Annotated in this window: 1 protein-coding gene (running past one end of the window); it reads right to left on the minus strand. The window is 69.8% G+C overall.

The window, feature by feature from the left end:
- Positions 1 to 14066: the end of an Ig-like domain-containing protein gene (locus LXM50_RS14320; RefSeq protein WP_233312095.1), read on the minus strand. It continues 14515 nt past the right edge of the window; only the last 14066 of its 28581 coding nucleotides appear in the window; its start codon lies off the right edge, out of view — the gene reads right to left on this strand; its stop codon occupies positions 1 to 3.

Raw genomic sequence — 14066 nt, forward strand, 5'->3', positions numbered from 1 at the left:
TCAGAGCGATGCCGCGAGGTCGTTCGCCCAGCTCTTCAGCAGAGTGGAGTAGGAGGACGCGACGTAGCGGCTGACGGCGTCGGAGGCGAAGGTCGCGAGGGCGGCCTTCGCGGCGGCCACGTTTCCCGCGGCAAGGGCGTTCTGCGCCGTCGTGAGATCGCCGAGGAGCTTCGACGACACGGACGACGAGGTGATGTACCCGCTCGACGTCCCGTACGAGACCGCGGTCCGCAGCCCCGCGATCGTCGCCCGCACCGTGATCGTGAACGTCGAGGTCGAGACATTGCCGACGGCGTCCGTCGCGGTCACGATCACCGTGTGCGGGCCGGCCGCGAGGCTCTCGCCGATGAGCGCGACCCCGTTCCCCCACGCCGTGCCATCGATGGTGACGCGCACCGACGCGACCCCGGATCCGGTGTCCGTCGCGCTGCTGGTCAGGGCGATCCGCTGCGAGACGTCGTACGCGGTGCCGTTCGACGGCGCCGTGATCGCCCAACTGCTCGTCGGCGGTGTGCGGTCGACCACGAACGAGCGCGTCACCGTGACCGCGTTGCCCGCGCGGTCCGTCACCTGGACGGAGACCGTGTGCGCGCCCTCCGTGGACAGCGCCGCGAGCGTCGCCGACGCGGCGTATCCGACCGGAGCGCTGAACGGTGCGCCGTCGACCGAGAACGCCACCTGCCAGAGCCCGGCCGGCGCCGCGGTGAACGACAGCTGGAGCGAGAGCGATCCGGCACCGACAAAGGTGGTGCCGTTGACCACGGCACCCGCGACCGTGACGGTCCCCGACGGGGGAGAGTTGTCGACGACCAGCGTCGCCGGTGCGGATGCCGTGGCCGACGTGTTTCCCGCGGCGTCGACGCTCACCGCAGTCACGGTGTACGTTCCCGTCGCGAGGGTCTGCCCGGTGTACGCGACGCCGTTCACGTACACCACGGTGGAGACGGCGTCCGCCGCCTGCACCACGACGAAGCGCGGGTTCGCCACGTTCGTCACGGAGTCCGAGTTCGACGGGCCGCTGTCATCGAGGGCGTTGAGGGTCACCTTCGGCGCGGCCGGCGGACTCACCTTCTTCAGCAGGGTCTGCGTGAAGACCGTCGGGTTGCCGGCCGGATCCGTCTCGGTGATCGTGAGCGTGATCGACCCGTCGCGCAGCGCGGAGAGCGATCCGCTCCAGAGGTTGGTCTTCCCGCTGCCGTTGAAAGTCGCCGATCCGGAGACCGAGGCCGCACCGTCGCTGAACACGTAGCGGACCAGGGCGCCGGTCTCGCCGTACACCGTCACGGAGATCCCGCCGACGTTGGAGGACGTGATCGTGGAGGCGACAGGACCGACGGCGAGCGACGGAGGCGCCGAATCGAGGACCGTCGAGGTCACGGTCGCCGTGCTCGCGCCGATGCCGTTCGTCAGGGTCGTCGTGATCGTGAGCACGCCGTCGACCAGCTGCGACACGTCGACCGGGATGACCAGGACGCCGGTCGTGTCGATGATGTCCATCCCGTTCGCGACGCGCCCCGCACTGTCCGTGATGATGACGTTCGCGATCGAACCGGCTTGGCCCCTGACCGTGACGAGGTAGACGCTCCTCGTCGCGAGGTTCGCCCAGGACGGCGAGGCGACCACCGGGGCCGTCGGCGCGACGCTGCTCTTGCCGAGCGGAGCGGTGAGCGTCACGGGAGGCTGTGCCCCCGCCGTGATCACAGCGCGCACCGTGATGATGCCGTCGGCGAAGGCCGACAGGTCGAGCACGACGGCGAAGGATCCCCCCGCTGAGATCACGCCGGACCCCGACACGACGCGGCTTCCCTGGGTGAACGAGTACGTCACGCCGGCCCCCGGAGCGCCGCTCACGACGAAGGGCACCGCAGCCGCCGTTGCCGGGGTGATGCCGGAGGGCAGATTCACGCCGGCGCCGGACGGGAGCGACAGGCGCGCACCCGCGAACGTCCCCGCCGCGTTCACGACGCCGGACGACGTGCCCATGCCGGACGAGTTGAACGGACGCACGTTCGCGGTCTTCTGCACATCGTTGGCGACGCCGCCGAGGTTCTCCGGCATCTGGTTGAACGGATCGCCGGTCTGCTGGTGCCAGGCGGCATCGTGCTGCAGCACCAGTCCCAGCTCCCCGAACGGCTCGCCGTTGCGGGACGCCACGCCCTGGTAGCGGTCGTCGTACGGGGCGTACCGGGTCATCAGCGTCTGGTCGGCGCCGTCGCTCTTCGACAGGGCGTACAGGAACTCGGGCAGGAACGGCTGCAGGGTGCGGCTGACGGCAGGCATGCCGAACTGGGAGAACGGCACGTAGTAACTGTTGTGGTTACCGACCCAGTCGATGAGGCGGTCTCCCCCGGTTCCGGCGAAGAAGATGTCCTGGCCCGCGCCGCCGTAGGCCAGAGACTCCCAGGCCGGCGTGCCCCACACGAAGCCGCCCGTCGCCCGGCTGAACGAGCCGTCGGCATTGCGGACGAGGTTCGGCACCGGACCGTCGTTGAGGCCGCCGTCGACGTGAGTGTCGGCACGGAGGTCGATGAGATCGTTGCCCCAGCCGCCGTACACCCGCACGCGGCCCATGCCGGAGACGATGTAGTCGTTGCCGAGGTCGCCGAAGATCGCCTTGTCGCCCGTGGTCGGCATCTGCGGTTCGCCGGTGCCGGGGTACCAGGTGAGGTCGAGCGGCAGGCCCGCATCGGTCGGATCGAAGGTCAGGAAGAACGGCAGGCAGGTCGGGCTCAACGCCATCGTCTTGCAGAGCAGCGGGTTCGGCGCGCCGAGGACGAAGTTGTTCGAGACCACCGAGTTCAGCCAGACCTCGCGGCGCGGATCGGTCGGATCGAAGTAGCTCGACTTGCCCGACATGCCCGCGCGGGCCGCGTTGCCGTTGCCGTCATCGCCGAGCGGGTGCCAGCCGGCCGGGTTGCCCGGGTTGAACGGGTGGTACCAGTCGGTCTCGTACGGCGTGTGGTTGATCGCGGTGCCCGACATGTCGAAGTTGTCGGCGTAGCCGAGCTCCGGCGCATCGGCGCCCGAGACCGCGGACTGTCCGGGGCCGGCGTGGATGACCCCGTTGCCCCAGCCGCCGTAGATGATGTTGTGCCCGAAGCGCGGCTGGTAGTGGTCGCAGATCGCGTTCTGCTTGCACCCCGTGGAGAAGCTCGGGCTGCCGTTCGCGGCCGGATCCCAGTTGTACGGCCACAGCACCGCGGTGTAGGTGAGGGCGCCGGCGACGTTGATCACGGCCTGCTGCACGTTTCCGGGCGTCGTGATGAGCTCGGAGAGGTTCGCGGCGGGGATCGGCGCGATCCCGTAGAGCGGCTCGCCGTAGCTCGAGCTGTTGCGGCTCGTGAAGCAGCGTCCGCCGCCGCCGATGATGCAGCTGTCGCCGCGACCGGCGGAGACCCAGTTGTCCGCGTAGCCGAGGATGATCGTGTCGTTCTGGCCGCCGCCGTAGATCACGTCGTTCGCGGGTCCGCCGTAGATGAACGCGTCGCCGGACTCGGCGTGGATCTCGCTGCCGCGCATGAGGCTCACGCCGTCGACGGTGATCGGGGTGCCGCCGATGTCGCCCCAGCCGTTGCTCGCCTTGGTTCCGGTGACCTGCGGGCCGGGCTGGTTCGCGAGGTCCGGGCCGCCGGGGGTGGCGTCGAGCAGGTTCACGGCCCGGGCGATGATGCGCTCGGTCGCGGTCAGGTACCCGTTCACGTCGTAGTTGAAGTTCAGGTAGCCGACCGACATCGCGACGCCGGCGGCTGCAGCCCCGGCGGGACCGTACGTGTGGTTGACCCCGACGAGCCGGATGATCTGGCCGTTGTTGGCGAGGATGACGTTGGCGTCGTGGGCGTGCCCGTTCGGGTTCGTGATGCAGTGGTTCGTGGCGTCTAGCGCTCCGTCGCCGCAGTCCTCACGGCCGGCGTCGAGGCCGGATCCGCCGAAGATCAGGTTGGATCCGCTCGCGCGCTCGCTGGGCAGCGTGAGGCTGAACAGGTTGCTGTTGCCGCCGATGATGTCGTTCTGCCCGCGGTTCGCGAAGATCGTGTTGTCACCGCGGCCGCCCTCGACGTAGCTCTGTCCGTCGGTCGCCGCGACCGTCGCGGTGACCGTGCACGGCAGCGACACGCACGAGGCGGGCGCCGGAGCGCCGGTGACGGTCAGGGTGCCCTGGTTGACGGCCGTCACCACGCCGACCATCGCGCCGTTCACGATGAGCGTCTGCCCGACCGCGATGCCCGCGTCGGCCCACCACAGGCCGTCGGTGCGAGCGATCGTGTGAGCGCCGAACACGAGGCTTCCGTTCAGCCGGTACTGCAGCGACGCGTCGTCGTCGACGGACGGGTTGATCAGCAGCGCGTTGTTCGCATCACGGCAGGCGCCGACGCGGTTGCCGAGGAAGGATCCGCGGAAGGCGCACGTGGCCGCCCCGCCGAAGACGCTGCCGATCGACGGCGAGCCGTTCGATGCCGTCGGGTAGCCGGTGGGCGAGTCGGGCGCCGTGATGTCGATCGAGCCGTGCGCCTGGATGATGTTGTCGTTCGACTCGCCGAAGATCATCGCGGATCCGGATCCGCCCGCGATGTAGTCGGCGCCCTTGTTCGCGGAGTCCTGCAGCTGCGTGGGCCGGTTCGTGTCGCCGAGCGGGACGGAGAGCAGGATCCCGCCGGTGCCGGAGAGGAAGTCGCCCCACCACGCGTGTCCGGTCGGGTCGTTCTGCGCGAGCCCGTCGGTGAGGCTCTGCGTGAGCGAGCCGGGCGTGGTGCTGTAGATCTGGGTCCCGGCGAGGTCCTGGAAGCGCGGGTTGCGGTAGTCGAACAGGTGCGCGGCGCGGTTCAGCGCGACGCTGCCACCGATGATGAGGTTGCGTCCCGGGCCGCCCTGGATGTCGTTCGCGCCGTCGCCGCCGACGATCACGTTGTCGCCGCCGGACGCGTAGATCCGGTTGTCGCCGTGGTTCTGCGTCGCATCGGAGTATGCGGCGAGGATGTCGTGCGTGGTCTGGATCTTCTCCACCCTGGCGTCGCCCCACGGCGTGGTGCCGCTCGCCGGGCAGTAGACGTTGAGCGCGCTCGCACCGGTCGGCCGGCAGTAGCCCTGCGGCGGGCCGACGGTGAAGGAGGCGCTCCCGACCGAGACGCTGCCGATCGCGTTGCGCGAGAGCGTCGCGGTCTTCAGGTCGGCGCTCACCGCCGTGATGATCGTGCCGGCGGACAGCAGCGTGCCCGCGGTGTCGGCGATCGCCAGACCCACGTCGGTGAGGCGGAAGCACGCGGCCGCGCAGCTCACGGTCGCGACGCCGTTGAGGGCGGTGCCGGACGGCGCGTGCGAGGTGAGCGCGCCGATGACCGTGCGGGTGCCGCCCAGCGGTCCGGCCGTGATCACGCCGACCGTCGCCTCCTGGGTGTCCTGCACGACGACGCCCATCGCGCCGAAGATGATGTTGTCGTAGTCGCCGTAGCGGTCGGTCGCGGTCGCGCCGGGCACGTCGCCGTAGATCAGGTTGTCCCCCGCGACGAGCGGATCGGCGTTCTCGTAGACGCTGTTGTTCACGGTGGGGAACGAGACGGCGCGGGTGATCACGTTGGTGTTGACGCCGTTCGCGCCCAGGATGATGTTGTCACCGCGGCCGCCGTAGATCGTGTTGTTCCCGGACCCGCCGGCGATGAAGTCGCCCGCCTGGCTGCCGTAGATCGTGTCGTCGCCGGATCCGCCGTAGATGGTGAGCCCGACCGAGGGCACCTGGCCGTTGGGCACGCCCGCGAACAGCGCGCTCGCGTCGATCACGTTGTTGCCCGCGTGGCGGAACGGGTTCGCGACCGGGAAGACGAACTGCGGCGTCCCGACGCCGACCTGGTTCGGGAACGGCTTGGATCCGAACACCCGGCTGGTCTGCGTGTGCGGGTCGCCGGAGTACCAGATGCCGTCCTGCGAGGTCGCACCGTAGACGACGAGCGGCGAAGGCGCGTAGCCCACCACGGCGACGCTGACGGTCGCGTTCGTGAACGCGGGGCCGCTGAGCGTGAGGACCGTGGCGGTGACGCCGATGATGGTCCAGGCCGGGAGCCCGCCGACCTGCAGCACCATGCCGTACATGAAGCCGTCGGCGATCCAGGATCCGCTGCCGCGGGTGAGCGTCGGCGAGGATCCGGACAGCCCTGTCGTGAACGTGCCGGTGACGCTCGGCGGGGTCGCGCCCGGGCCGGGGCCCGCGCCGCCGGTGACCGTGAAGACGTTGCCGCCGTAGCGGACCGCGTTGTCGCTCGCCGCGCCCTGGGCGACCGTGACCACGCAGGTGCTGCCGCTCGCGCAGGGCGGGACGGCCACCGCGGTGAGCACGAGGATGTCCTGGGTCGGTCCGGTGAAGCCGGCGACCGCTCCGACCACGACGCCGTTCACCGTGACGAGCTGCCCGATCGAGAAGCCCGCCTCGACCCAGCTCCGCATGTCGGTGCGGATCAGGGTGTTGCCGACGAAGTGGACGTTCGTGGTGACGCGGACGACGGGGTCGAAGACCGCCACCGTGCCGTGCACGTCCGTCCCGGTCGCCGGGCCGTGGCCGACGAAGGTGATGGCGGCGCCGTTGATCGCCGTGATGACGCCGATCGGCACGCCGTTCCACATCAGCTCCTGGCCGACCGCGAACTGGTCCGCCGCCCAGGCGGTGCCGTCGTCGCGGGTGATCGTGGTCGCCGTGATGTCGAAGGTCCCGGTGATGCTGAGCGCTGCTGCGCCGCCGCCGTGCAGGGCCGTGAGGCCGCCGTGCGCGAAGGTCGTGCCGGGAGTGCCGTCGGGGTTGGTGTACGGGCCGCCGACGAGCGTGCCGGTCACGGTGAGGGTGTCGTTGCCCTGACCCTCGAGGATGTTCAGCGACTGGATCGTGGACAGGCTCGCGTTCGTCTGGATCTGCCCGGTGACGGGGTCGACCGTGACCGAACCGAAGCTGATGCCGCTCGGGAACACCGGCGGCTCGCCGAACGTCGGCTTGGCCGGGTTGCCGGGCGCGTAGCCCTTGTGGTGCGTGAAGTCGAGCCCCGGGCCCATGCCGAAGCCGGTGAGGGTCGTCGAGCTGAGCACGCCCGTCTGGTTCTGCTGCGCGCCGTCGTCGAAGATGTTCAGGACGTTGACCTGCTGCGCCTCGGGCGGCTGGATCCCGATGCCGAACGGAAGCGCGTTGCCCTCCTGCGGCAGCATCACGGGCAGCTGCAGCGCGGCGTGGTTGCCTGCGGTGGGACCGCCCTCGACCGACAGCGGGCCGCGGATCGCGGAGAGCAGGTGCGGCGTCTTCGGGAAGCTGAGCAGCGACGCGTTGCCCGGCGGGACGTTGTACTTCGGGTCGGCGACGACGCCCATCGCGACCGTCTGGTACCAGTTCGACGGGGTGAACGTCACCTGCGCCGCCCACTGGGTGAGGGTGAGCGTCATCGTGCCGGAGGCGCCCAGCACCGCGGCGAGCGCGGCCTTGTCGGTCACGGTCAGGATGTCGACCCTGGTGGACGTGCTGCCGGTCAGCGCCTGGATCTTCAGCATCGTCGCGGAGGCGCCGATCTTGAAGATCTGGCCCTCGAGGAAGCCGTCGTCGAGCCAGCTCGAGCCGTCGGCGCGACGGAGCGTGCCGGCCGCGGAGCCGTAGACCACGGATCCGGTGAACAGCCCGGCGTTCACCACCCGGCCGATCGTGACGGTGTGCGGCCCTGCCGCCGGCGTGGCGCTCAACGTCATCGTGGTCGCGGTGACCGCGGTGATCGTCGCGGTCAGCGGCGCCCCGGCGCCGGAGAGCCGGATCTGCTGGCCCTGCGCGAATCCGTCGGCGAGGAAGCTGCCGAGCTCGGTGGCGGCGAGCGTCACGACGAGGCCGGCGATCGTGACGTTGCCGCTGAAGAACGTGACGGTCTTCTGGGCGCCGATCCCACCGTTCGTGACCCGCACGCCATCGGCGACGATGTCGGTCTGGCCGTCGGTCACGAGAGCGACCGTGACATCGGTGCTGGGCGGCGCGGCGAGACGGATGCTGATGCTCGACCCGGGCCCTGGCACGGTGCACAGCGCGTCACCGCACTTGGTGACGACCATCCCCGCGGGCGCCTGCACGATGCCGGCCGGGGTCAGGTCGTTCATGACCAGCACGTCCCACGGGGTCAGGCTGTTGTCGACGCCCGCGTACTCGGGCCCGCTGCTGGTGACAGTCGCCGTGAGGTAGGAGTTGTGCGGATCCGCGATGCTGTAGTGCGCGGTGGCGTCCTCGCGCACGATGACCGGCGTGGACCAGTCCCCCGTCGAGAAGGTGATCGTGTACACGCCTGCGGTCGTGCCGAACGCCGCGGTCACCACGTGGAACCGCGGATCGGTGCTGGACAGCGAGACGCGGGCATCGTTCGCGGCCGTGATCGTGACGGTCACCGGAGCGCTCGGCTGGGCGGCGAGCACGACGGAGGCGTATCCGGAGATCGCGTAGGTCGCGGTGCCGCTGCCACCGAGGACCAGGTTGCTCGCGTTGCGGTCCGGAATGGCGAAGACCAGGCCGGTGACGGTGGCGACAGCGGCGACCGAGAGCTGCGCCCAGGTGCCGTCCGCGGCGACCGCGACGATCGTGGCGCCCGCGGGGATCGCGCTGCCGGTGTCGGCCTCGACGATGCCGCGGCCGACGTCGCCTCCGTTGAAGCCCGCGCTCGCCGAGTACAGGATGTTCGACCCGTTCGTGGTCGCCCCGTCGCGGTACTGCTGGACGGCGGCGAGCCGGCTCGGCAGGGCGAAGTGGATGCCGCTCGCGTTCGCGACCGCGGCGGACAGGACGACCGTGTGCGCGTCGACGACGGAGAGGATCACGGTGTTCGCCGGGATCGCGGCGCTGCCGTCGATCGAGGCGATCGGCTGCCCGACGTCGCTGAGGGTGAAGTTCGCGGTGGCCGAGGTGAACGTCGTGCCGCCGTTGCCGACGCCGTCGGTGAAGCGCGAGGCGATCGAGATCCCGGTCGGGTTGGTGTTGCCGAGGTTGGTGACGAGGATCGCCGGGGTACCCGGATCGATCTTCGTGACCTCGACGTTGCGCACGGCCGCGTTCGCGTAGAACGGATCCGCACTGAGCACGCTGTGGCTGATCTCGTAGGTGCGCAGGCCATCGTCGAGGGCGTCGTTCATCGCGCCCGCCCAGACGAGCTGCGGGATCTGCCAGTTGCCGGGTGTGAAGACCAGCACCAGCGCCCGCTGCGGCAGGTCGGTCGTGAGCGCGTCCATGAGCACGTGCCGGTAGAAGTCGCTGTCGGCGGTGGTCGTGCCGGGGTTCGGGACGGATCCGAGCGGGGTCGTGGCGAGCAGGATCGAGTCGCCCTGCGGGGTGCCCTCGCGGTTGAGGCGGATGTCGGGCTCCGCGGTGACCGCGATGTAGACCGTCGAGGTCGGCGCCTGCGCGAGCCGCACGCTGTACGAGTCGATCGTGCCGATGGGCGGTCTGATGGCCTGGCCGTTCTGCGTCTCCTTGACGACCGTGCCGCCCGCGTGCTCCGTGATGATCACGGCGCCCTGCGAGCCCTGTGCGACGCTGAGTGCGACGCCGGGGATCACGACATCCTGGTATAGCTGGTCCTGCGTGATCACGGCGAGGTTGATCGTGCCGCTCGTGCCGTTGATGTCGCGCGAGTACACGTTGCCGCTGACGTCGCCCGCGACGTTGATCTGGTTGCTGCCGAGTCCGCCGATCACCCGCACCGCGACGCCCGGAGGCGTGGAGAGCACATCGATCACGTCGTCGCCCTCCAGGGCGTCGACCTCGATCACCTGGATGTTCTTGAAGGTCACCGAGACCCCGGCCCCGAAGATCCCGTGGTCGGTCACCACGATGTGGTCGGCGAACTCGGTGCCCAGGATGATCAGCTTGTTGAAGCCCGTGCCGCCGTCGACGGACACCGGGGCGTTCATGTTGTACTCGACCTGGTTGTTGCCGGCGCCGGTGCGCACATCGGTCTGCGCGGCGGTGGAGTACCCGTTGGTCGTGATCGGGATCGGGATGCACGCGGGGGCCTCGATCGTCGTGCAGCCGCCGGGCAGGATGATGTTGCCCGCCGCATCGGTCTGCGCGAGCGCGAAACCGCGGACGATGAAGAGGTTGTTGCCACCGTCGCCCTCGAGGTGCAGCACCGCGTGGTTCGAGTAGACGGTGAACGTGTTGTTGCCGGTGCCGCCCTGAGCGACGAGCGGCGCGCTCGTGCCGCGGGAGAGCCAGCCGCGCGTGGTGGCGACGGTCGCGACGTCGAAGACGTTCTCGGCGGCGAGGTTGCCCGAGGCTCCGTAGGACGGCGGGGGCGAGGCGACCGCGCCGGCGCTGCGGCGCTCGCCGTACATCTGGCCGATCTGGAACTGGTTGTCGCCCGATCCGCCGTCGAGGTAGGTGGCGGCGGCGTTGTCGTCGACGGCGAAGTAGTCGTTCCCGCCGAGCGCGTAGACGTGCAGGCCCCCGTTGATCGCGGAGTCGTAGTTGATCCGCTCGACGCCGTAGACGCCCGTGGTGCCGGTGGTCGTGGTGCCGCCGAGGTTCGCCTGCGTGGCCGCGAGGGTCGAGTGCAGCAGGGCGACGAAACCGGATCCGGCCGAGTACGGGTCTGCGGAGACCGGGTGGGCACCCGTGCCCTGGTAGAGCGCCGGCCGTGCCGCGGTCTCTCCGAGGATGCCTGCCGGGGTGCCGCGCAACAGGAAGATGTCGTTGGTGGCGTACTCGTGCTGGGTGGACGGATCGATGCCTGTCGAGTCCGGGGATCCGGCCGTGTACGTGTCGTAGCCGTAGATGTTGAGCGTGTCGGTGCCGTCGGAGGGGGCGTGCGAGCCGAGCACGTTGAGCTCGTAGTTGTTGCTGGTGAACTGGCTGCCGCTCGTGAAGATCGAGTAGACGTTGCTGCCGTTCTGGCCGTCGAGGGTCAGGGTCGCACCGCGGCTCACCTGCTGGCCGAGGGCGACCATGGACTGCAGCCGGTTGACGACGAACGTGTCGACGCACATGTCCGGGGGGCCGTTGCAGAGCGGGGCGTACAGGCCGGACTGCGTGGGTGTGCTGTCGCCGTAGGCCCGGGTCTGGCCGACCAGGATCGTGCGGTCGAAGATGAACGTGTCGGCCTCGGAGTTGCCGAACACCCGGGTCAGGCCGCCGGTGCCGTTCGCGATCTCGCCCGGCAGGCCGCCCGCCGCCGCCTGGCCGCTGCGCAGCACGATCACCGTGCCATCGCCGATCGTCGGGTCGGGCGCGGTCGTGTCGAGCGCCGGCATCGAGCACGCGCCCGAGGCGGCGTTGTGGCAGTCGCCGTAGATCTCGATGTTGCCGGTGGCGTTGCCCTGCTGGTTCGGGTCGCTCACGACGCCGGCGACCGTGCTCGCGAAGGCGAGGATCATGCTGCTCGGATCCGTGACGATGTCGTCGGCCGAGCGGAGCACGATGTTGCCGCCGTCGGTTTCGATGAGGCCCTGCAGCACGGTCTGCGGCGCGTTCTCGACGACGAGGGTCGACCCGGAGTGCAGCAGCAGGATGTCGTTGCCCTCGACGCCGGTCTCGGTCGTGGTGAGGCGCACGCTGTTCAGGCCCGCGACGTGCCCCGCGTTCTCCCCCGCGTGGGCGAGCAGCACGTTCATGGGGCCGGCGACCTCGGTGAGGAAGATGCTGCCGTCGGCCTGGGCTGCGACGTCGCAGGTGGCGGTGACGACGCGCTGCGCATCGGTGGCGTTCTGATAGTTCGCGCCCTGGTACAGCAGCGTGTCGTGGCTCGTGCAGCCGCTTCCTCTGGCGGAGTCCAGCTTGAGGTCGTTCGTGCCGTTCGCGGCGCCGATGCTGCCGTACCGGGCGAGCAGGTCGATCGTGTCGCCGATCACGTTCGCGCTGGTACCGCCGGTTCCGAGGTTGTGGCCGTCGGTGATCGAGCCCTGGAAGTTCGTCAGCGAGATGTTCGCGCACGTGGTGGCGCTCGAGCCGTAGCAGGTGGTGACGGTGTCGACGTGCAGGTCGCCCGTGGTCTGCGAGACCCGGATCACGCCCGGGGCCTGCGCGTTGAGGACGCCGAACCTGTCGACGGAGGACTGGATCTCGAGGAAGTTGCTGTCGAGGCCGATCGTGCCGTTCTGGGCGGTCAGAGTGACGTTCACGCCCACGACCTGCGGCGTCGTCGCGGCCGGCGTGTGCCCGGACGCCGGAGGGTTCGGCGACGGCTGCGGCGCGTCGTAGATGGATCCCGGCGCGGTCAGCGTGACGTCGTCGTCGGTGGACCGGATGAGGCCCGCACGCAGGTCGCCGTACTGCTCGGTGAGCGTGATGAAGCCGTTCGTGTCGGCGTTGACCGTGCCGTAGGTGGCCGCGGTCACTCCCGAGGCGGGCTGCTGGATGAGCACGAGGCCGATGATGTTGATCCGGGTCGCCGAGGGCGAGTCGTTCGCGGCGAAGACGTCGATCTGGCCGTTGTCGCCGTGGGATCCGGCGTCGAGCAGGCTGAAGTCGTAGGTGCTCGCGGTCGCGCTGCCGCCGGTGGCGAAGGCTCCCGGCTCGAGCGTCGGGTGCGGGCTCGTGCAGCCGTCCGAGTAGTAGCAGTGCGCGCTGTCGGGGTGGTAGAAGCTCACGTACTGACCGCTCGGTCCGGGCGTCGCGGTCACCTGGATTCCGGGCACGGTGCCGACCGAGGTCTGGTACTGGGTGGCCTGCAGGCGGACGAAGATGCTGTCCCCTGCCACGAGGTGATCGATCGGGATGACGTACGCGGGCGTCTGCGGGTTCGCGATCGCGGGGTCGCGCAGCAGCGTCTGCAGGTCGAGGTACTGGCTCGTGCCGGAGTTCGCCGTGAGGTCCTCGTCGTGCCCCGCCCACTGCACGAGGTCGATGTTGAGGTACGTACCGGTGGCGGCGATCGAGGTGCCGGCGGCGAGGTGCAAGATGTTCGTCCGGATCAGATCGGTGTGCGGGCCGCTGAACGCGGAGCTGGATCCGCCGCGCACCGTCGACGAGGAGATCGATCCGGTACTGGACACGTCCGTCTCGCCGATCGGATTGAGGATCGTGCCGTTGATGAGCAGATCGGGCGAAGACGTCGGGGCGTCGTTCGTGATCGTCACGAGCGTCGGGTCGACGTGGCGCACGATCGCGAACATCGCGGTGACGGTGGGAGCGGCGAGCGTCACCGTCGGCGTGCCGACGTTCAGCACGGTGATGTCGTCGATCACGAGCCGCTGGGTGGAGTGGTTGAGGATCGTCACCGCTCCCCAGTTGTCGCGGTAGTAGAACGTGCCCCAGTAGTGGCTCGACACGTTCGCGCCGCCGTTGAGGGTGTTCTGGATGGTGCCGCCGCCCGAGCTCATCAGCACGTCGCCGGTGTCGTGGTCGACGAGGTCGTTCACCTCGATCACGGGCGCGCCGCTGAAGTCCGTTCCCGGCGCGGGGTTGCTCACCCCGTTGACCGTGATGTTCACGGCGGTCACCACGTGGCCGTCCGGGCCGATGACCAGCAGCGGGCTCGGGCCCTCATGGATGATGACGTCGGCGTTCCAGTCGACATGTCGGGTGCCGGTGTTGTCGACCGGATCGCCTGGTCTCGTCTCCGCCTGCACGTACAGCGCGAGGTGCGTCTGGCCGGCGGGGTGCGCCAGGTGCCACGGCGATGGGTCGGCCGGGTCGAGGCTCTGATCGTTCATGTTCACGCCGTACTGGATCCGCGTACCCGCCTCGACCGTGACCCCTGCGTGGGCCGCCGCCGTCTCGGAGAACTCGAGGTTGTCGTAGCCGTCGCTGTACGACGGGCCGATGCACCAGCATTCGGGGTCGTCGTCGTGCGAGCGCGCGTTCCCGCTGTGGAAGGCACGCAGATCCACGCCGCCGTCGCCCTCGACCCAGGTGGGCGTGCCGGTCTGGCCGTCGATGAGCGCGGTGTCGCGGCTCTTCAGCTCGGAGACGGCCTTCGCGGTGGCGAACCCGGCGAACGCGATGAAGATCGACTTCGAGTGGCTCGTGATGTTCGACCCGGTGGTGGTGGCCAGCACGTTCACGGATCCGCCGACGACGTGCGCCCCGGCGCCGATCACGGACGCGGTGTTGTCGGTGAGGTGCACCTCGGCGTGCGAGA

It is taken from the genome of Microbacterium sp. Au-Mic1, assembly GCF_021341785.1.
Classification (GTDB): Bacteria; Actinomycetota; Actinomycetes; order Actinomycetales; family Microbacteriaceae; genus Microbacterium.